This window comes from Pseudomonas sp. G5001 (genome assembly GCF_013385475.1).
In the GTDB taxonomy this organism is placed as follows: domain Bacteria; phylum Pseudomonadota; class Gammaproteobacteria; order Pseudomonadales; family Pseudomonadaceae; genus Aquipseudomonas.
The window spans coordinates 65440-84929 of sequence record NZ_JACAPZ010000013.1 but is presented as its reverse complement, the minus strand read 5'-3'; the positions used below and the strand labels follow the sequence as shown (position 1 = coordinate 84929).

Below are 19490 nucleotides of genomic sequence, written 5' to 3'. Positions count from 1 at the left end.
TGATTTTGCTCTTCAACACTCACACACACCAAACAGCGCCCCCCCATTGGCCAAACCAGTCAACCAAGTTGAAAGCTTTGACCATTGCCCACCCACCGCTCTAGAGCGACTATTTCACCGGTCTACGTACCCATCCTGAAAATAAAAAACACACAGGGATTTGAAGCGATGCGTGATTACTTGGCTGCCACCACCCAGTTCAACTACCAACACACCGTCGACGCTGCCTTATCGGGCAACCTGCAGGCCCTCAACGCCTGCGTCGAATGCTGCGACCGCCACGCATTACCTGGCCGCATCGCACTGTTCTGGGAGGGCAAGGACGGCCGCAGCGCCACCGTCACCTTCACCCAACTGCAAGACCAGGCCGCACGCTTCGCCAACTTCCTCCTGGCCCAGGGTGTCAATCGCGGCGACAAGGTGGCAGGCCTCCTGCCACGCACCGCCGAGCTGCTGGTGGTCGTCCTCGCCACCTGGCGCATCGGCGCGGTCTATCAGCCGCTGTTCACCGCCTTCGGCCCCAAGGCCATCGAACACCGCCTGAACAGCTCCGGCGCCGCGCTGGTGGTGACGGATGCAGTAAACCGTCCCAAACTGACGGAAGTGGCCGACTGCCCGACCATCGTCACCGTCGCCGGCTCCAACGGCGAAGGCATCGTGCGCGGCGATTTCAGCTTCTGGGCCGAGCTGCCCAACTATTCCAACCTCTGCGAACCCGTATTGCTGGGCGCCGACGACCCGTTCCTGCTGATGTTCACCTCAGGCACCACCGGCCCGTCGAAAGCCCTGGCCGTGCCGCTCAAAGCAATCGTTGCGTTTCAGAGCTACACCCGCGACGCCGTCGACCTGCGCCCCGAAGACGCATTCTGGAACGTCGCCGACCCGGGCTGGGCCTACGGCATCTATTTCGGCGTGACCGGCCCCTTGTCCATGGGCCACCCGATCACCTTCTACGATGGCCCGTTCACCCTCGAAAGCACGTGCCGTGTCATCAACAAATACGGGATTACCAACCTCACCGGTTCGCCCACCGCCTACCGCCTGCTGATCGCCGGGGGCGAGCAGTTCGCCAAGTCGATCAAGGGCAAGCTGCGTATTGTCAGCAGCGCCGGCGAGCCATTGAACCCGGAAGTGATCCGCTGGTTCGCCGATAACCTCGGCGTGACCATCCACGACCACTACGGCCAGACCGAGCTGGGCATGGTGCTGTGCAATCACCATGGCCTGGAGCATCCGGTGCACGTCGGCTCCGCAGGCTTTGCCTCGCCGGGCCATCGCATCGTGGTGCTGGACGACAACCATCAGGAGCTGCCCGCCGGCCAGCCAGGCATCCTGGCTATCGACCGCGAGCAATCGCCGATGTGCTGGTTTGCCGGTTATGACGGCGTCAAGACCAAGGCCTTCGTCGGCAAGTACTACCTCAGCGGCGATACGGTGGAGCTGAACCCCGATGGCAGCATCAGCTTTGTCGGGCGCAGCGACGATGTGATTACCACTTCCGGCTATCGCGTGGGGCCGTTCGACGTAGAGAGCGCCTTGATCGAGCATCCGGCCGTGGTGGAGGCCGCCGTAGTGGGCAAGCCATGTCCGGAACGCACCGAGATCGTCAAGGCGTTTGTGGTGCTCAGCGAGCAGTACCGCGCCGAGCCGGCCCTGGCCGAAGAGCTGCGCCAGCACGTGCGCAAGCGCCTGGCCGCTCACTCGTACCCGCGGGAAATCGAATTTGTCAGCGAGCTGCCCAAGACCCCGAGCGGCAAGCTGCAACGCTTCATTTTGCGTAATCAGGAAATTGCCAAGGCCCAGGCGGCCACGGCGTGACCCATTCTTCAAGGAAACAATGATGCAGATTGAGAACAAGGTTTTTCTGGTCAGCGGTGGCGCTTCAGGCCTCGGCGCGGCAACCGCCGAGATGCTCGTGGCGGCCGGTGCCAAGGTGATGCTGGTGGACCTGAACGCCGACGCAGTGGCCGCCCAGGCGCAAAAGCTCGGCGCGCAGGCCCGCAGCGTAGTCGCCGATATCAGCCAGGAAGCCGCTGCCGACGCGGCGGTACAGGCCACCGTCGCCGCCTTTGGCGGTTTGCATGGGTTGGTCAACTGTGCCGGTGTGGTGCGGGGCGAGAAAATCCTCGGCAAAAATGGCCCGCACGTGCTGGCCAACTTCGCCCAGGTGATCAACGTCAACCTGATCGGCAGTTTCAACCTGCTGCGCCTGGCTGCAGCGGCTATCGCTGAAACCGAGGCGAATGCCGATGGCGAGCGCGGTGTGATCATCAATACCGCTTCAGTGGCAGCGTTTGACGGCCAGATCGGCCAGGCGGCCTATGCCGCGTCCAAGGGCGCGATTGCCAGCCTGACCCTGCCGGCGGCCCGCGAACTGGCGCGCTACGGGATTCGGGTGATGACCATCGCCCCCGGTATTTTCGAAACTCCGATGATGGCGGGCATGACGCCGCAAGTGCGCGAATCCCTCGCCGCCGGCGTGCCATTCCCGCCGCGCCTGGGCAAACCGGGCGAGTACGCCGCGCTGGTGCGGCATATCATTGAAAACAGCATGCTCAACGGCGAGGTGATCCGTCTCGACGGCGCCTTGCGCATGGCAGCCAAATAAGGAGATTTTCATGACTGATCCAATCGTTATTGTCAGCGCGGTACGCACCCCGATGGGCGGGTTCCAGGGCGATCTCAAAGGCCTCACCGCTCCGCAACTGGGCGCTGCGGCGATTCGTGCAGCGGTCGAACGCGCCGGTATCGCTTCCGATGCCGTGGATGAAGTGCTGTTCGGTTGCGTGCTGCCCGCCGGCCTCGGCCAGGCGCCGGCACGCCAGGCGGCGCTGGGTGCTGGCCTGGACAAGTCCACGCGCTGCACCACCCTCAACAAGATGTGCGGCTCGGGCATGGAAGCCACGATCCTGGCCCATGACGCGTTGCTGGCAGGCAGCGTGGAGGTGGTCATCGCCGGTGGCATGGAGAGCATGTCCAACGCGCCGTACCTGCTGGACCGTGCCCGCAGCGGCTATCGCATGGGCCACGGCCGGGTGCTCGACCACATGTTCCTCGACGGCCTTGAAGACGCCTACGACAAGGGCCGCCTGATGGGCACCTTTGCCGAGGACTGCGCCGAGCACAACGGCTTTTCCCGCGAGGCCCAGGACGCGTTCGCGATTGCGTCCCTGACCCGTGCGCAACAGGCGATCACCGACGGCAACTTCATCGCCGAAATCGTCCCGGTGCAGGTCACCGTGGGCAAGGAACAGAAAACCATCATCCACGACGAACAGCCGCCGAAAGCCAAGCTGGACAAGATCGCCACCCTGAAGCCGGCCTTCCGTGAAGGCGGCACGGTGACGGCAGCCAACTCCAGTTCGATTTCCGACGGTGCGGCGGCGCTGCTGCTGATGCGCCAGTCCGAAGCGCACAAGCGCGGGCTCAAGCCTCTGGCGGTGATCCATGGCCACGCGGCGTTTGCCGATGAGCCTGGCCTGTTCCCGGTAGCGCCGGTGGGGGCGATCCGCAAGCTGATGAGCAAGACCGGCTGGAACCTCGACGAAGTCGACCTGTTTGAAATCAACGAAGCCTTTGCCGTGGTCAGCCTGGTGACCATGAGCAAGCTGGAGATTCCCCACAGCAAGGTCAACATCCACGGCGGTGCCTGTGCCCTGGGCCATCCGATTGGCGCGTCCGGCGCGCGGATCCTGGTGACCCTGCTTTCGGCCCTGCGCCAGAAAGGCCTCAAGCGCGGCGTTGCAGCGATCTGCATCGGCGGCGGTGAAGCCACGGCCATGGCCGTTGAATGCCTGTACTAAGGAACACCTATGCTGCCGAATGACGAACAACTGCAAATCAGCGAAGCCGCCCGGCAATTTGCCCAGGAACGCCTTAAACCGTTCGCTGCCGAGTGGGACCGCGAGCATCGCTTTCCCAAGGAAGCCATTGGTGAAATGGCCGAGCTGGGCTTTTTCGGCATGCTGGTCCCGGAGCAATGGGGCGGCTGTGATACCGGCTACCTGGCCTACGCCATGGCCCTGGAAGAGATCGCTGCCGGTGACGGCGCCTGCTCGACCATCATGAGCGTGCACAACTCCGTGGGCTGCGTGCCGATCCTCAAGTTCGGCAATGATCAACAGCGCGAGCAGTTCCTCAAGCCCCTGGCCAGTGGTGCGATGCTCGGTGCGTTTGCCTTGACCGAGCCCCAGGCCGGTTCCGACGCCAGCGGCCTGAAAACCCGTGCCCGGCTGGAGGGCGATCACTACGTCTTGAATGGCTGCAAGCAGTTCATCACCTCCGGGCAAAACGCCGGGATCGTGATTGTGTTTGCAGTCACCGATCCGGCTGCCGGCAAACGCGGCATCAGCGCCTTTATCGTGCCCACCGACTCGCCGGGCTACAGCGTCGCGCGGGTCGAGGACAAGCTCGGCCAGCATGCTTCCGACACCTGCCAGATCCTGTTTGAGGATGTGCAGGTGCCGGTGGCCAATCGTTTGGGCGAGGAGGGCGAAGGCTACCGGATCGCCCTGGCCAACCTCGAAGGCGGGCGTGTCGGCATTGCTTCGCAAGCGGTAGGCATGGCACGGGCGGCATTTGAAGCGGCCCGGGACTACGCCCGCGAGCGGGAAAGCTTTGGCAAGCCGATCATCGAGCACCAGGCCGTGGCCTTCCGCCTGGCGGACATGGCGACGCAAATCGCCGTGGCGCGGCAGATGGTGCATTACGCCGCCGCCCTGCGTGACAGCGGCAAGCCGGCGCTGGTGGAAGCGTCCATGGCCAAGCTGTTTGCTTCGGAAATGGCCGAAAAGGTCTGCTCGGCAGCCTTGCAAACCCTCGGCGGTTACGGTTACCTGAGCGACTTTCCCCTGGAGCGGATCTACCGCGATGTGCGGGTCTGCCAGATTTACGAAGGCACCAGCGATATTCAACGCATGGTCATTTCACGCAATCTCTGAGGAGTCTCTATGAGTTACGAAAGCATTTTGCTGGACGTGCAGGGCCGGGTCGGGCTGATCACCCTCAATCGCCCGCAAGCGCTGAACGCCCTGAACGCGCAACTGGTCAGCGAGCTGAACCAGGCGCTGGACAGCCTGGAAGCCAACCCGGAAATCGGCTGCATCGTGCTAACCGGCTCGAAAAAAGCCTTTGCCGCCGGTGCCGACATCAAGGAAATGGCCGAGCTGACCTACCCGCAGATCTACCTCGACGACCTGTTCAGCGACAGCGATCGCGTGGCCAACCGCCGCAAGCCGATCATCGCGGCGGTCAACGGGTTTGCCCTGGGTGGCGGCTGTGAACTGGCCTTGATGTGCGACTTCATCCTGGCGGGTGACAACGCCAAGTTTGGCCAGCCGGAAATCAACCTCGGCGTGCTGCCGGGCATGGGCGGCACCCAGCGCCTGACCCGCGCCGTGGGCAAGGCCAAAGCCATGGAAATGTGCCTGACCGGGCGCTTTATCGATGCGGTGGAAGCCGAGCGCTGCGGGATCGTCGCGCGCATCGTGCCGGCGGATGAGCTGTTGGACGAAGCACTGAAGGTCGCGGCCCTGATCGCCGGCAAGTCGGTGCCCATCAGCATGATGGTCAAGGAAAGCGTGAACCGCGCGTTTGAAGTGAGCCTGTCCGAAGGCGTGCGCTTTGAGCGCCGGGTGTTCCACGCGGCGTTTGCCACGCTGGATCAGAAGGAAGGCATGGCGGCGTTTGTGGCCAAGCGTGCGCCGGAGTTCAAGGACAAGTAAACACTGTCCTGAAACGCTGAAGATCAAAAAATGTGGGAGCGGGCTTGCTCGCGAAGGCGGTATTACAGTCACCCGATGTATCGACTGATCCACCGCCTTCGCGAGCAAGCCCGCTCCCACATGGGTTATGCGAAATACCTGTTACAGCTGGTAGTTTTTCAATTCTCTGGCAATCACCATCCGCTGAATCTCGCTGGTGCCCTCGTAAATCTGGGTAATCCGCGCATCCCGGTAGTAACGCTCCACCGGGTAGTCCTCCAGATAGCCATAACCCCCATGAATCTGCATGGCTGAAGAGCACACCTTCTCGGCCATTTCCGAGGCAAACAGCTTGGCCTGGGAGGCCTCCGACAGGCATGGCTTGCCCGCACTGCGCAATCGGGCGGCGTGCAGGATCAGCAAGCGCGCCGCATTCAGGCGGGTTTGCATGTCGGCCAGCAAGTTGGCCACGCTCTGGTGCTCGATGATCGCCTTGTCGAACTGCACCCGGTCACGGGCATAGGCCAGCGCGGCCTCAAAGGCGGCACGCGCAATACCCAGCGCCTGGGCGGCAATCCCGATGCGTCCGCCTTCGAGGTTGGACAGGGCGATGGCCAGGCCCTTGCCGCGTTCACCCAGCAGGTTGGCTTCCGGCACGGTGCACTGGTTGAGGGTGACGGCACAGGTGTCCGACGCACGAATGCCCATCTTGTGTTCGGTACGGTCCACCACGAAGCCCGGGGTGTTGGTCGGCACCAGGAACGCCGAGATGCCTTTCTTGCCCAGCTCCGGGTCGGTCACTGCAAACACGATCGCCAGCTTGGCGCGCTTGCCGTTGCTGACAAACTGCTTGGCGCCGTTGATCACCCACTGGCCGTCCCGCAGTTCGGCACGGGTGCGCAGGTTGTGCGCTTCGGAACCGGCCTGGGGTTCGGTAAGGCAGAAGCAACCGATGGCCTGGCCGCTGGCCAGTTCCGCCAACCAGGTTTCCTTTTGTGCTTGTGAGCCGTAGTTGAGGATTGGCCCGCAACCCACTGAATTATGGATACTCATCAGTGCGCCGGTAGCGCCGTCGCCAGCGGAAATCTCTTCCACTGCCAGGGCGTAGGCCACGTAGTCGACGTAGGTGCCGCCCCATTCTTCAGGCACCACCATGCCCAGCAAACCCAACTCGCCCATCTTGGCGACCAAAGCATCGTCGATCCAGCCGGCCTTTTCCCAAGCCTGGGCGTGGGGGGCGATTTCGCCACGGGCAAAGTCCCGCGCCATGTCGCGGATCATCACTTGTTCTTCTGTAAATTCAATATCTTGCATGACTTAGTTCCCGTTCTTGTCGAAGTCGCGGAAGAAGCTTTCGACATGATCAGCCTCCAACGCCTGCAGGGTTGGAGGGTTCCAGCGAGGGGTTTTGTCCTTGTCGATCAGCAGGGCACGGACGCCTTCGATCAGGTCGCCACGGGCAAACCATTGGCGATCCAGGTGCAGTTCCAGGGCAAAGCATTGCTCCAGCGGCAGGTGGCGCCCGCGACGCAGCATCTGCAGGGTCACGGCCATGGCCAGGGGGGAGCGCGTCTGCACCAGGCTGGCGGTGGTCAATGCCCAGTCATGGCTGTCGGCGACGGTGACTTGCTGCAATTGCTCGACGATGCTCGGCACGTCCGGCAAGGCAAAGAAGTGATCGATGGCTGGGCGTAGCGCCGCCAGGGGGGCGTCGGGCAATTGTTGCACCGCGAGGCTGGCCAGCAGGCCTTGCAGGTCCTTGAGGGGAGAATCGTGCCATTCCAGGCGGTCCAGGCGCTGGTCGAGGTCGGCGAGCCGGGCGCTGTCGAGGTACCAGTCCGCCAGGCCGCAATACAGGGCGTCGGCGGCACGAATCTGCACGCCGGTCACCCCGAGGTAGATCCCCAGTTCCCCGGGAATGCGCGGCAGGAAATAGCTGCCGCCCACGTCAGGGAAATACCCGATGGCCACCTCGGGCATTGCCAGGCGGCTGCGGTCGGTGACCACCCGCAGGTCGGCGCCTTGCACCAGGCCCATGCCACCGCCAAGGACGAAGCCGTCCATCAGTGCCAGGACCGGTTTGCGATAGTTGTGAATGGCGAGGTCGAGGGCGTATTCCTCGACGAAGAAGTCTTCGTGGAGGGTGTCGCCGCTCTTGAAGCTGTCGTACAGCGAGCGAATGTCGCCGCCGGCGCAGAAGGCTTTTTCACCGGCACCGCGCAACACCACGGCATGCACCTGGGGATCCTCCGCCCACGCCTGCAAATGCCGGCTGAGGCTGCGGACCATGTCCAGGGTGAGGGCGTTAAGGCCTGCGGGGCGATTGAGGGTCAGGTGGCCAATATGGTTGCGTACGTGCGCCAGGACCTCGTCTTGCACAATCCCGGCGCTGCTTGCCTCGGATGAAACCTGAGCAGTCATCTCTAACTCCCTGCTTTTATTGTTCTTTATCAAGATGTTCGCGGGCGAACCATCTCGCGATCGTACCAGTGCAAATTTGCCCAGTACAAGTCGGAATCATGCAGGTCGTTTTTGCATTTTTGCCTTATGGAGGAGGCTGGCCCTGGTGCTGGAAAACCGCGCCGATGGTGCGCCGCCGGGCATACCGCTCGCTGGCCTGGATCAGCTCTTCCAGCTCCTGCGGGGTAACGTCCAGGAACTGCTCGCGCTCGGCGAGGGCCTGCTTGAGGTCCTCGGCGCTGATCCCGGGGTTTTCGGTGGCGATTGGCATAAAGATCGGCGCAGCCGGTTCGCGGGTGCCCTTGGGGTAACGCGTGCGCGTGGCGTTGTTGTAGGCCAGCGCGCAAGCCAACAAGGCCGTGGCTCCCAGCATGACTGCGGCAAGTTCGTGCCAGCCCATGGCAATCGAGGCGGGGTCAGCCAGCACCAGGCTCATGGCCAGGCCGCCCGCCGGTGGATGCAGGCAGCGCAGCCAGCAGATCAGGATCACGGTCATCCCGGCAGCCAGGCATGCGCTGCCCAGCGTTCGGCCCAATACCCGGGCCACCAGCAGCGCAACGATCCCGGCACACAGGTAGCTGCCGATGATCGACCAGGGCTGGGCCAGCGCGCCGGAGGATACGGCAAACAGCAGCACCGCCGAGGCTCCCAGCGGGCCTATCAGGTGCAGGGCCACCTCGGTGCCGAACACCTGGGCGCACACCCAGACGCTGAACAGTGTGCCCAGGGCCATGCCGATGGCGGCACGACTCCATTCGGCAGGGCGGGTATTGATGGCAGCGGGTAACCAGCGAGCGAGCATTGACAGACGATCCGTGAAAAGCGGGCGAAAAAAAAGGCTTGCCTGGTTTCCCGGAAAAGCCCTTTAAAGAAGTTCCTGCATTTGGGGGAGGAACCTGCGCAGTGTGCCAATCGATGAAGACTGCTGCCAATGCATATTAATGCAGGTCAAGTGCAGTATTTTTGCTGTAAAACGTGTCAGCCAAACGGTATCAGGCGGGTTGGCGGTGGCATGGGGTTGCTGATCTTGCCCAGCACACGGTCATCGGTTTCCTCGTTGATCAGCAGGTTTTGTACATTTTCCCGCAGCGATGGATTGTTGGCCAATGGCCCCTTGAGCACCACCAGTGCATCACGCAGTTCCATCAGCCGATCCAGTTTTGGCAGCGGGATGTAACCCGCATTGACTCTGTCGCGGGACAAAGGCGCGACAGCGTCAGAGGTTGAGGGGTCGGGCAATCGACGGTCGGACACAAAACATTCCTCTAAATGAAATAAACGGCAGCGCTGAATGCTGTTTAAAAGGTCTTTATTGTTATTTCGACTGTTCGTTTAAGCGGGGCATGTCTTGATTGATGGCTTGCTGCTACGTTCGTCGAGTTTCTTTCGAAAGTAACAGGAATGCCTTACACCGCACCTTTGGAACTTCTGAAAATAGTTAAAAGGTATTAAATAATTAACTCGCTTGGCAGGCGAGTCTACAGTCGAGGGCTGGGGGCGGGAAGAGGGCGTCTTATCGGTAGCAGCGTATAGATGCGTAGGATGTTTCTCGATAGTTGCTACGCTAAAAGTTTCGAAGTTGAATGGGCAAAGAAGTTTCTTACATACACTTGGATTTATAACTACTGAATGTATTGGCGCGGGATAAGCGGTTGGTTCCGCTTATCCCGCGCCGTGTATCAAGGTTGTGCGGGTTTGATCAAATGCAGCAGTACGTAGGGGTTCTTGTCGAACTGGCCGGTCAGTACCGGCTGCAGTGAACGAAAACGCGGGTCGCTCAACGCTTCATAGTCCGACTGGCTCATGATCAGCCATGCAGGAGCCTGGATCGGCGCCAGATCGGCAGGCAACTGGGTAAACAACGGCACCCGGTCGCAATCGAGGTTGACCATGAACTTGATGGCTTTTGCGTCCTTGCCCAGTGCGTGCAATACCAGCGGCGCCGGTTGTTGCTGGGTCAGCGCATGGGCCTGGAGGGTAAAGGTGCGCGTGTCATACAGCCGGCGCTCCAGCGGCTCGACCATCACGATATACGCCAGCCACACCGCCAATACCGCGGCGAAGGCCGGGCCCACGTAGCGAAGCCGCCGGTTGAACAGCAAGCCCAGCACCAGTACCTGGATCGCGATCAGGATCCCGAACACCGGATTGAGGCTGCCAATCTGCTCGGGGAAGCGGTGACGCGCCACGAACAAGCCTGCGATCAGCAGCCCCGGAATGACCGTCCACAACCCCAGCATCAGCCAGCGCAGCCCGGCGAACAGTCTGCCCCGCGACACCTGGAACGGATACGCGGCGATGATCGCGGCCAGGGGCAGCATCGGCAGCACATAGCGCGCTTTTTTCGCCTGGGGCACCGACAAGCCGATCATCACGATCAAGCCGGCGGCGAGGCAGTACAGCACCAGTTTCAGCGCCGGGCCCTTGTCCTCGCGGCCACCGGCGACAATCGCAATCAGCGCGAGTATTGCCAACGGATACGCTGGCGCGTAGTTACCCAGCGAACTGCTGAAGTAATACAGCGCGCTGCCGGAGCCTTCGGTGCCGTCCATGCGACCCAGGAACTGCATGCGGATCACGTCCTGCATGAACGTTTCACCGCCACTGAGCTTGGCCAGCAGCAACAGCAGGCCCACGCACGCCGCCAGTAACGCCAACGCCAGCAGGCCGAAACTGAAGAGCTGGCGCCATTGCCGATTGATCAGGTAATAGCTGCACAGCATGCCGGTGGGGATCACCAGGCCGATCGGCCCACGGATCGCGAACCCCACGATCAGCAGCGCAAACAGCCAGTGCAGGCGCTTGCCGGCGCCGAAGTGGTCGTGGGCGTAACCCAGGTAGAAGACTGTCAGGGCCACTGCCGCCAGCATCTGGTCGAGGGACACCGCGCGGGTTTCGCTGATGAAGGTACTGCTGAGCAGCATCACCGCGATGCTCAGCAGTGCCCAGCGCCGGGAGTAGGGCGCGGTCAGCCGGTAGAGCAGCACCACGATCAGCGCCGAAGCGATAGCCGTGGGTAGCCAGGCCGTCAGGCTGGTGACCTGCCCCAGGGGCACCGACAGCAGCCAGGTCAGCAGCGTCGAGGTGGCCAGGTAATCGGCATAAGGTTGCCCGTACGTCGTCGGGAAGAACCCCGGCCCGTGGCGCAGCATCTCCTGGGCGAACAGCACGAAGCGCGAGTCAAAGCCGATGATTGCCTGGTTCCAGTTGCCCGCGACAAACAGGATCAGGGCCAGCAGCCCCAAAATCCATGAGTGTCGGCGGATCGTCGGGCTGAGCAGGGGCCGATGAGCTTTGTCCACGTCTCAGGCTTCCTCGGCCTGAGGCGCCCAGTTTTGCTGGGGGATCGGCAAGTTGCAGGAATCGCCGCGGCCCATCGGGAAGTACTGGATGCCTTTGCGTGCCAGGCGTTCGCCGTCGTACAGGTTGCGGCCGTCGAAGATCACCGGGGTTTTCAGGCGTTGCTGGATCAGGTCGAAGTCCGGTGCCTTGAACTGTTGCCATTCGGTGCAGATGATCAAGGCGTCAGAGCCACTCAGGGTGGATTCCGGGGTGCCCATCAGCATCAGGCGCGGGTCATCACCGTAGATGCGCTGGGTTTCCTGCATGGCTTCCGGGTCAAACGCACGTACATTGGCGCCGGCGGCCCACAAGGCTTCCATCAGCACCCGGCTTGGCGCATCGCGCATGTCGTCGGTGTTGGGCTTGAACGCCAGGCCCCACAAGGCGAAGGTCTTGCCGCGCAGGTCGCCCTTGAAGAATGCATTGGCACGTTCGAACAGCTTGCTCTTCTGGCGCTGGTTGATGGCTTCCACGGCTTCCAGCAGGTCGCTGGAGCAGTTGGCGGCCTTGGCGCTGTGGATCAGGGCGCGCATGTCCTTGGGGAAACAAGAGCCGCCATAACCGCAACCTGGGTAGATGAAGTGGTAGCCGATACGCGAGTCGGCACCAATGCCCAGGCGCACGGCTTCGATGTCGGCGCCCAGGTGTTCGGCCAGTTCGGCGATCTGGTTGATAAAGCTGATCTTGGTGGCCAGCATGCAGTTGGCGGCGTACTTGGTCAGTTCGGCGCTGCGCAGGTCCATGAAGATGATGCGGTCGTGGTTGCGGTTGAACGGTGCATACAACTCACGCATCACCTCGCGCACTTCCTCACGTTCGCAGCCGATGACGATCCGGTCCGGGCGGCGGCAGTCGGCAACGGCCGAGCCTTCCTTGAGGAATTCCGGGTTGGAGACGATATCGAACTCCAGGTGGCGGCCGGCAATGCGCAGGGCTTTTTCCATGTGCGCACGCAAAGTGTCGCCAGTGCCTACAGGTACGGTGGATTTTTCCACGAGGATCACCGGGTCGATACGGTGGCGAGCCACTGCATCGCCCACGGACAGCACGTATTTCAGGTCGGCCGAGCCGTCTTCGTCCGAAGGGGTACCCACGGCGATGAACAGCACTTCGCCGTGTTCGACGGCGAGTTTTTCGTCATAGGTAAACGTCAGGCGTCCGCCTTCGAGGTTTTCCTTGACCATGGCCGCCAGGCCCGGCTCGAAAATGCTCACATGGCCCTGTTGCAGCAACTTGACCTTTTTCTCGTCAACGTCCATGCAGATGACATCGTGGCCGACTTCGGCCAACACGGTGGCCTGTACGAGACCGACGTAACCGCTACCAAATACACTGATTTTCATGGGGCATTCCTGGGACTTGTGGTGCTAGCACGACGAGAGTTGATAGTCAGGACTCCGAGGATGACCAAGGCCACTCCCGCAGTTTTTGAAAGCGAAAAATGTTCGTTGAACACCGGCAGGCTGGCGGCCAGCAGGTAGACCAATGCGTAGCTGATGCTGAGCAGCGAGTAGGCACGGCCCAGCGGCAGGTCTTTGAGCGCGCCAAGCCAGCAGAGCATCGACAGGGCATAGGCGATGATCGCCAGAATCACCACGCCCAGTGCGCCGAGGTCGATGGCACCCGTGTTGAGTGCTGTCAGCCATTCGGTGGGCAATGGCAGGCGCGTCATGCTCCAGCGCATGCCCAACTGGGCACCGCTGACCAGTGCCACGCTGCCCAGGGCCAGGGTAAAACCGCGAGCGCGACTCATACCTGGCGCCCCAGCAGCACCACACCGGCAATCACCAGCAGCACGCCGAACCAGTGGCGACCATCGATGTGTTCATGGAACACAAAGCGCGCCACCAGGGTGACCAATACAAAGTTGAGGCTCAGCATCGGGTAGGCGATGCCGACTTCCAAACGTTGCAGCACCAGCAGCCACACCAGCAAACCCAGGCCCAGGCACACCAGCGCCAACCACAGCCACGGCGAGCGCAGCTTCGGGGCCCAACCGTCGGGCTGGTCACGCCAGCCTTCCACGGCAAACTTCTGGGACACCTGGCCCATGCAGGTCAGCAGGCAGGCACCTAACAACAGCAGCAGAGTGGTCATGGCGCGCTCTGCGGGAAGATCAGAATCACGATATTGCCCTGCTCGTAACGCTTGCCGTCTTTGGGCAGCAGGTCCACTTCCTGGCGCTCGTCGTCACCCTTGACCCGCATCACCACGCCCACCGAGCCTTGCTTGCGCGCCTCGCTCATCCATTGCTGGACGCTGGCGGCATCGATCTTGCGGTAAGCGGTGTCCGGGAAGGCGATGCCGTATTTCACTTCGCCAACGGTGTTGTAGAGCATCACTTCAGGACGCTGCAGGCGCCATGACAAGGCCGATGCGGCGCCGAGGTCGTTGCTCAGCAACGCAGTGGTCGGCTGCAACTCCTGGAGGTGGTCGATGATGAACTGGTCGGGGGTCTTGTTATAAACCACCGAGTGCGGCAACGCGGCCGGCACCAGCGCCACCAGCAACCAGCTGCCGATCACCGGTGCGGCCCACATGTGCAACGGGCGGGCGGCTTGCAGCAGGTTGGCGATGATCCAGCCGAACAGGAAGACGAACACCAGCACCAGGCTGAGTGTTTCCTGGCCGTGCTCGTACACCGGTTTTTTCAGCTGGAACCAGGTCAGGACCAGCAACGCCAATACGCCAATGACCAGATTCACCCAGCCGTTGATGCGCAGTACGCGGCCACGGGCCTGGGCCAGTTTGTCGGCGAGGGTATGCCCCATCAGCAGCGCCAGTGGCAGCAGGCACGGCATGATGTACGACGGCAGCTTGCCCTTAGCCAGGCTGAAGAACGCCAGCGGCATCAGCAGCCACAGCAGCAGGAAGGCGACCTTGCTGTTGCGTTTTTCCAGCCATGCCTGCTTCACGGTGGACGGCAGCAACGCCATCCACGGCAGGGTGAACGCAACCATCAGCGGCAGGTAATACCAGAAGGGCTCGGAGTGCTGGGCGTCGTCGCCGGCAAAGCGCTGGATGTGCTCGTGCCAGAAGAAGAAATTCCAGTAGTCCGGTTCCTGGGCATGCACCATCAGCGCCCAGGGCAGGCTCACGACAATCGCCACCACCACGGCCACCAGGCCATAGGTGAGCAGTTCACGAATGCGTTTTTGCCAGAGCACGTAGGGCAGGGCGATCAGCACCGGCAGCAACCAGGCAAGGAAACCCTTGGTCATGAACCCCATGCCGCAGGCAAACCCGAGCAAGGCCCACGACCACAGCCGGCCGCGGGTGGTGGTGCTGTCGAAGCAGAACCACAGCGCCGCCCCGGTCAGGTTGACCCAGAAGGTGAACTGCGGGTCGAGGTTGGCATAGCCCGCCAGGAACGCGACGCTGACAAAACTCATGTACAGCACGGCGCTGACCAGGCTCTTGCGCGGGTCGTTCCACAAACGCCGGGCCACGAAATACACCAGCAGGATGCTCAAGCCAGTGCTCAAGGCCGAGGCAAAACGCACGCCGAACAGGTTCTGCCCGAAAATCGCCTGGCCCAGCGCGATCATCCAGTAACCGGCCGCCGGTTTCTCGAAGTAGCGAATCCCCATGAAGTGTGGCGAGGCCCATTTGCCGGTCAGCAGCATTTCCTGGCTGATCTGCGCATAGCGGGTTTCGTCGGGAATCCACAGCCCGTGGGTGGCCAACGGGATCAGGTAGAACACCCCGAAGGCCAGCAGGAGCAGGGGCAGAGCCCAGCGCCGGATCATGCCTTTTGCACTCCGAGCCAGCCTTCACGGCCGCTCAACGCACCACGCACCAGCTGTTGCTGGGGCAGGGTGGTGAGGTCGGCGGGCAACAGGTCGCCCAACGGTTTGAACGCGATGCCGCGCTGCCCTGCCTGGGCGAGCAACTGGCGAAAATCATTGGCCATCAGAATCCCTTCTACTTCTGCGTGGATCGTATAGACGTTGAGCTTCGACGGCTTGAAGCGGTCGAGGATGTAGCTATTGAAATCCTTGGCGGCCACCACCGGGCCCACGACTTCATCGAAGGTCGGCATGTCCACCGGAATTTGTGGCGTGCCGGCACTGCCATCCGCCAGGGTTGGCCGGAACAGGCTGGTACCACGGCAATCGCTGTTGTAGCGGAATTTGAACTGTTGCTTGGCTTGCACCACGCGCTCATCGGCACGCCAGCCGGCGGCGGCTGAGCAGTCGATGGGTTCACCGAGGATGTCGCTCAAGGTGTCGACGCCACGGCGAATCTGCTCGATCAGCTGTGCATCGCTCCAGCGCCCGGTGTTGGCTTGCCAGCCGTGATGATCCCAGGCGTGCAGCCCGACTTCATGCCCGGCGGCCTTGGCCTGGCGCATCAGGTGCCCCAGGTCGCGGCCAATGGGTTTGCCCGGCCAGGCGGTGCCGGCCAGCAAAATGTCCCAGCCGTACAAACCGGCCGCGTTGGAGCGCAGCATCTTCCACAGGAACTGCGGGCGGATCAGGCGCCACAAGTGGCGCCCCATGTTGTCCGGCCCGACGCTGAAGAAGAAGGTCGCCTTGACCCCGGCTTCATCAAGCGACTCCAACAACCTTGGCACCCCTTCGCGGGTGCCTCGGTAGGTGTCGACGTCGATGCGTAGACCCGCTTGCATCAACGCTTGTCCGCGATTTCGAGCATGGCTTCACGCAGGAAGAAATCCAGGGTGTTGCCGATGGTTTCGCTCATCTCCACGGTAGGCTCCCAGTTCAGCAGGCGCTTGGCGTTGTCGATGCTTGGCTTGCGGTGCGCCACGTCCTGGTAACCGGTGCCGTAGAACGCCTTGCTTTCCACGTCGCGGAAACCGGCGAACGGAGGGAAGTTGCTGCGCAGCGGGTGAGCTTCGAACTGACGCAGCAGTTCTTCGCCCAACTGACGGATGCTGGCTTCGTTTTCCGGGTTGCCGATGTTGATGATCTGGCCGTTGCAGTTATCGTTGTCGTTATCGATGATGCGCGCCAGGGCTTCGATACCGTCGGCGATGTCAGTGAAGCAACGCTTCTGCTCGCCACCGTCGAACAGACGGATCGGCGTGCCTTCCACCAGGTTCAGGATCAGCTGGGTGATGGCGCGGGAGCTGCCGATACGGGCCGAGTCCAGGCGGTCGAGGCGCGGGCCCATCCAGTTGAACGGACGGAACAGGGTGAACTTCAGGCCCTTGTCGCCGTAGGCCCAGATCACGCGGTCCAGCAGTTGCTTGGAGACCGAGTAGATCCAGCGCTGCTTGTTGACCGGGCCCACCACCAGGTTGGAGGTGTCTTCGTCGAAGTACTGGTCCTGGCACATGCCATACACTTCGGAGGTCGACGGGAAGATCACGCGCTTGTTGTACTTCACGCAGTAGCGAACCAGTTTCAGGTTCTCTTCGAAGTCCAGTTCAAATACGCGCAGCGGGTTGCGGGTGTATTCGATCGGGGTGGCGATGGCCACCAGCGGCAGGACCACGTCGCACTTCTTGATGTGGTACTCGATCCACTCGGAGTGGATGCTGATGTCGCCTTCCACGTAGTGGAAGTTCGGGTGGCTGCGCAGGCGCTCGATGGCGTCGGAGCCGATGTCCAGGCCGTAGATTTCGTAACGGTCGTCACGCAGCAGGCGCTCGGACAGGTGGTTACCGATGAAACCGTTCACGCCCAGGATCAGCACGCGGGTACGACGGGGCTTGCGGCCGGACTCGGCGCCGCGCAGTACGGAACCGTCCACCAGGCCCAGTTCATCCGCCAGGGACGGGCCGGCCAGGTACAGGCCGTTCTCGTTGCGCTGGCCGAACTTGACCACCAGGGAGTCTTCACCGCAGGCGATGCGCAGCGGGTTGACGCTGATCACTCGGCCTGGCGCCAGGCCTTCGTTGCCCTTGACGACTTCGGCGTTCCAGACGATCAGCTTGTGCTCGCCCACGGCGCAGAAGGCGCCCGGGTATGGTTGGGTAACGGCGCGAACCAGGTTGAACAGCTCTTCAGCCGGTTTTTTCCAGTCCAGCTTGCCGTCCGCTGCGGTGCGACGACCGAAGTAGGTGGCCTTGCTTTCGTCCTGGGCAGTTTCGGTCAGCTTGCCTTGAGCCAGTTGCGGCAGGGCGTCGCGCAGCAGGTTGGTGGCGGCGTCACGCAGTTTGGCGTGCAGGGTCAGGCCGGTGTCGGTGCGCTCGATCACGACTTTCTGCTGGGCCAGGATCGCGCCGGCATCGGCACGCTTGACCATGCGGTGCAGGGTCACGCCGGTTTCGGTTTCGCCGTTCACCAGCACCCAGTTGGCCGGTGCGCGGCCACGGTACTTAGGCAGCAGGGAGCCGTGCAGGTTGAACGCGCCTTTCTTGGCGGTGGCCAGCAGGGCTTCGCTCAGCAGGTTGCGGTAGTAGAACGAGAAGATGTAGTCCGGGTTCAGCTTGGCGATGCGCTCGATCCACAGCGGGTGGTTGGCGTCTTCCGGGGCGTGTACCGGGATGCCATTGCGGGCGCACAGCTGGGCGACGGAACCGTAGAAATTGTTTTCCTTGGGATCATCGGCATGGGTGAACACGGCAGCAATTTCGTAACCCGCATTGAGCAGGGCTTCAATGCCAGCACAGCCAATATCGTGGTAAGCGAAGACAACAGCTTTTGAATTCATGACGAAACCTGATCGGAAGGAGAAGTAGAGGTGTGGGAGGACGTCAGGCCGTCGACCGTAAAGGTCTCGGCCGGTGCTGCCGGTTGGTTGCGCAGCACTTTTTCGATAAAGAACCGTGGGCGGGCCCGCACATCGCTGTACATGCGGCCCAGGTATTCACCCAGGAGGCCCATGCCGATGAACTGGCCACCGGTGAACACGAACAATACGGCGAACAGCACGAACATGCCGTCGCCAGCCCAGCCGGAGCCGAAAGCGATACGCAGCACGATCAGTGCAAAGGCGAAGAGCATGCCCAGGGCCGCCAGGCTGAAACCGACGATGCTCAACAGGCGCAATGGCGTGGTGGTCATGCAGGTCAGCAGGTCGAACATCAGGCTGATCAGGCGCATCGGGCTGTATTTGGACTCGCCGTGTTCACGCTCGGCGTGATGCACCAGGATTTCCGTGGTGTGGCGCGCAAAGCTGTTGGCCAGGATCGGGATAAAGGTGCTGCGCTCGCGGCAGGCCAGCATGGCGTCGACGATGGTGCGGCGATAAGCACGCAGCATGCAGCCGTAGTCGCTCATGGCCACGCCGGTGGAGCGTTGCACGGCGAGGTTGATCAGGCGCGACGGCCAGCGGCGGAAGGCCGAGTCCTGGCGGTTGTTGCGCACGGTGGCAACCACGTCATAGCCCAGGGCGGCCTGTTCGACCAAACGCGGGATTTCTTCCGGCGGGTTTTGCAGGTCGGCGTCCAGGGTGATCACCACGTCGCCCCGGCAATGCTCGAAGCCGGCCATGATCGCGGCGTGCTGGCCGTAGTTGCGGTTGAGGATCACCGCCACCACATTGCTGCCTTCGAGCGCGGCGGCGTCTTCCAGCAATTGCGCGGAGTTGTCGCGGCTGCCGTCGTCCACCAGGATGATTTCGTATTCGTAAGCCAGTTGTTTGCAGGCCGCCATGGTGCGGCGCAGCAGTTCAGGCAGGCTTTCTTGTTCGTTGTAGACCGGGATAACGATCGACACGCAATGAATTGGATAGGGTTTCAAAGATTCATTACCTCGGGGGTTAGAGCAACTTGGAGCGTAAAGACAGCAGTTATCGTCAGCCTCGGATGCCGGGCATCCGATCAAAGATAGCGTTGATTTGTGGCATTCATTCGACAGTCCTGACAGGTCACAGTGGTTCTTCCATGGCTTACGTGAGTAAAGACTAAAATGCTCAAAGGTAAAGCGGAATCAACGAGTTAACCTGCAAAGTACGGTTCGTTCTCAAGTCGTGCCGCCAAGATTAAGCGCAAAAATGTTCAACGAATATGAAACGCAGATGAAAAAGTCGTTTTTTTGGCAGGTAGACAGCTAGGGTTCAGGTAAACAGCAGAAG

At 61.9% G+C, this 19490-nt stretch carries 17 protein-coding genes; 5 read left to right on the top strand and 12 right to left on the bottom strand.

All coding sequences use genetic code 11. The features are described 5' to 3' along the window. The first annotated feature begins 168 nt into the window (after window positions 1-168). Genes HX805_RS13325 through HX805_RS13305 form a run of 5 tightly spaced genes read left to right on the top strand, consistent with a single transcriptional unit; the run spans window position 169 to window position 5723 of the window. Window positions 169-1818, top strand: coding sequence for an AMP-binding protein (locus HX805_RS13325; protein WP_177081870.1), 1650 nt, complete (start codon window positions 169-171; stop codon window positions 1816-1818). A gap of 22 nt (window positions 1819-1840) precedes the next feature. Next, window positions 1841-2608 carry an SDR family NAD(P)-dependent oxidoreductase gene (locus HX805_RS13320; RefSeq protein WP_177081869.1) on the top strand — a complete coding sequence of 256 codons (768 nt, stop codon included), beginning with the start codon at window positions 1841-1843 and terminating at the stop codon, window positions 2606-2608. 10 nt (window positions 2609-2618) lie between these two features. Next, window positions 2619-3803 (top strand): acetyl-CoA C-acyltransferase, encoded by a 1185-nt coding sequence (locus HX805_RS13315; RefSeq protein ID WP_087693007.1) that lies wholly within the window; start codon window positions 2619-2621, stop codon window positions 3801-3803. Window positions 3804-3812: 9 nt separating this feature from the next. Then, window positions 3813-4940, top strand: coding sequence for an acyl-CoA dehydrogenase (locus HX805_RS13310; RefSeq protein ID WP_102604354.1), 1128 nt, complete (start codon window positions 3813-3815; stop codon window positions 4938-4940). Between the two features lie 9 nt (window positions 4941-4949). After that, window positions 4950-5723, top strand: coding sequence for an enoyl-CoA hydratase (locus HX805_RS13305; RefSeq protein ID WP_177081868.1), 774 nt, complete (start codon window positions 4950-4952; stop codon window positions 5721-5723). Between the two features lie 141 nt (window positions 5724-5864). On the opposite strand, the gene HX805_RS13300 is transcribed toward HX805_RS13305, so the two are convergent. The 12 genes from HX805_RS13300 to arnC all read right to left on the bottom strand — a co-directional run bounded on the left by HX805_RS13300 (window position 5865) and on the right by arnC (window position 19156). Further along, on the bottom strand, window positions 5865-7016 hold the full coding sequence (locus HX805_RS13300) for an acyl-CoA dehydrogenase family protein (protein WP_177021110.1): 1152 nt from the start codon (window positions 7014-7016) through the stop codon (window positions 5865-5867). 3 nt (window positions 7017-7019) lie between these two features. Then, window positions 7020-8123, bottom strand: coding sequence for an enoyl-CoA hydratase/isomerase family protein (locus tag HX805_RS13295; protein ID WP_177081867.1), 1104 nt, complete (start codon window positions 8121-8123; stop codon window positions 7020-7022). Between the two features lie 124 nt (window positions 8124-8247). After that, entirely contained in the window at window positions 8248-8964 is a 717-nt protein-coding gene (locus HX805_RS13290; protein ID WP_102369056.1) for an HPP family protein, read from the bottom strand. 176 nt (window positions 8965-9140) lie between these two features. Next, window positions 9141-9320, bottom strand: coding sequence for a type VI secretion system contractile sheath small subunit (locus HX805_RS13285; protein ID WP_256344058.1), 180 nt, complete (start codon window positions 9318-9320; stop codon window positions 9141-9143). Window positions 9321-9841: 521 nt separating this feature from the next. Continuing rightward, window positions 9842-11464 carry a phospholipid carrier-dependent glycosyltransferase gene (locus HX805_RS13280; protein WP_177022832.1) on the bottom strand — a complete coding sequence of 541 codons (1623 nt, stop codon included), beginning with the start codon at window positions 11462-11464 and terminating at the stop codon, window positions 9842-9844. Window positions 11465-11467: 3 nt separating this feature from the next. After that, a complete protein-coding gene (locus tag HX805_RS13275) occupies window positions 11468-12847 on the bottom strand; it encodes a UDP-glucose/GDP-mannose dehydrogenase family protein (RefSeq protein ID WP_008433443.1) in 1380 nt (459 codons plus the stop codon). Further along, the gene (arnF, locus tag HX805_RS13270; protein WP_008433440.1) at window positions 12844-13257 is read right to left on the bottom strand and encodes a 4-amino-4-deoxy-L-arabinose-phosphoundecaprenol flippase subunit ArnF; all 414 of its coding nucleotides are present in this window, start codon (window positions 13255-13257) and stop codon (window positions 12844-12846) included. Before arnF ends, HX805_RS13275 begins: the two co-directional genes overlap by 4 nt. After that, window positions 13254-13601 carry a 4-amino-4-deoxy-L-arabinose-phosphoundecaprenol flippase subunit ArnE gene (gene arnE / locus HX805_RS13265; protein WP_008433438.1) on the bottom strand — a complete coding sequence of 116 codons (348 nt, stop codon included), beginning with the start codon at window positions 13599-13601 and terminating at the stop codon, window positions 13254-13256. Before arnE ends, arnF begins: the two co-directional genes overlap by 4 nt. Then, window positions 13598-15253, bottom strand: a complete 1656-nt coding sequence (arnT, locus tag HX805_RS13260; RefSeq protein WP_177052036.1) for a lipid IV(A) 4-amino-4-deoxy-L-arabinosyltransferase — start codon at window positions 15251-15253, stop codon at window positions 13598-13600. Before arnT ends, arnE begins: the two co-directional genes overlap by 4 nt. Next, entirely contained in the window at window positions 15250-16134 is an 885-nt protein-coding gene (gene arnD, locus HX805_RS13255) for a 4-deoxy-4-formamido-L-arabinose-phosphoundecaprenol deformylase (protein ID WP_177052035.1), read from the bottom strand. The genes arnT and arnD overlap by 4 nt, the downstream gene beginning before the upstream one ends. Continuing rightward, a complete protein-coding gene (arnA, locus tag HX805_RS13250; RefSeq protein WP_177022829.1) occupies window positions 16134-18125 on the bottom strand; it encodes a bifunctional UDP-4-amino-4-deoxy-L-arabinose formyltransferase/UDP-glucuronic acid oxidase ArnA in 1992 nt (663 codons plus the stop codon). Before arnA ends, arnD begins: the two co-directional genes overlap by 1 nt. Then, window positions 18122-19156 (bottom strand): undecaprenyl-phosphate 4-deoxy-4-formamido-L-arabinose transferase, encoded by a 1035-nt coding sequence (gene arnC, locus HX805_RS13245; RefSeq protein ID WP_003217633.1) that lies wholly within the window; start codon window positions 19154-19156, stop codon window positions 18122-18124. The genes arnA and arnC overlap by 4 nt, the downstream gene beginning before the upstream one ends. Between the last annotated feature and the right edge of the window lie 334 nt (window positions 19157-19490).

What these genes read in the sequence shown, in the direction of transcription:
- HX805_RS13325 (WP_177081870.1), top strand. Translation starts at nt 169, where the DNA reads ATGCGTGATTACTTGGCTGCCACCACCCAGTTCAACTACCAACACACC.
- HX805_RS13320 (WP_177081869.1), top strand. Translation starts at nt 1,841, where the DNA reads ATGCAGATTGAGAACAAGGTTTTTCTGGTCAGCGGTGGCGCTTCAGGC.
- HX805_RS13315 (WP_087693007.1), top strand. Translation starts at nt 2,619, where the DNA reads ATGACTGATCCAATCGTTATTGTCAGCGCGGTACGCACCCCGATGGGC.
- HX805_RS13310 (WP_102604354.1), top strand. Translation starts at nt 3,813, where the DNA reads ATGCTGCCGAATGACGAACAACTGCAAATCAGCGAAGCCGCCCGGCAA.
- HX805_RS13305 (WP_177081868.1), top strand. Translation starts at nt 4,950, where the DNA reads ATGAGTTACGAAAGCATTTTGCTGGACGTGCAGGGCCGGGTCGGGCTG.
- HX805_RS13300 (WP_177021110.1), bottom strand. Translation starts at nt 7,016, where the DNA reads ATGCAAGATATTGAATTTACAGAAGAACAAGTGATGATCCGCGACATG.
- HX805_RS13295 (WP_177081867.1), bottom strand. Translation starts at nt 8,123, where the DNA reads ATGACTGCTCAGGTTTCATCCGAGGCAAGCAGCGCCGGGATTGTGCAA.
- HX805_RS13290 (WP_102369056.1), bottom strand. Translation starts at nt 8,964, where the DNA reads ATGCTCGCTCGCTGGTTACCCGCTGCCATCAATACCCGCCCTGCCGAA.
- HX805_RS13275 (WP_008433443.1), bottom strand. Translation starts at nt 12,847, where the DNA reads ATGAAAATCAGTGTATTTGGTAGCGGTTACGTCGGTCTCGTACAGGCC.
- arnF (WP_008433440.1), bottom strand. Translation starts at nt 13,257, where the DNA reads ATGAGTCGCGCTCGCGGTTTTACCCTGGCCCTGGGCAGCGTGGCACTG.
- arnE (WP_008433438.1), bottom strand. Translation starts at nt 13,601, where the DNA reads ATGACCACTCTGCTGCTGTTGTTAGGTGCCTGCCTGCTGACCTGCATG.
- arnT (WP_177052036.1), bottom strand. Translation starts at nt 15,253, where the DNA reads ATGATCCGGCGCTGGGCTCTGCCCCTGCTCCTGCTGGCCTTCGGGGTG.
- arnD (WP_177052035.1), bottom strand. Translation starts at nt 16,134, where the DNA reads ATGCAAGCGGGTCTACGCATCGACGTCGACACCTACCGAGGCACCCGC.
- arnA (WP_177022829.1), bottom strand. Translation starts at nt 18,125, where the DNA reads ATGAATTCAAAAGCTGTTGTCTTCGCTTACCACGATATTGGCTGTGCT.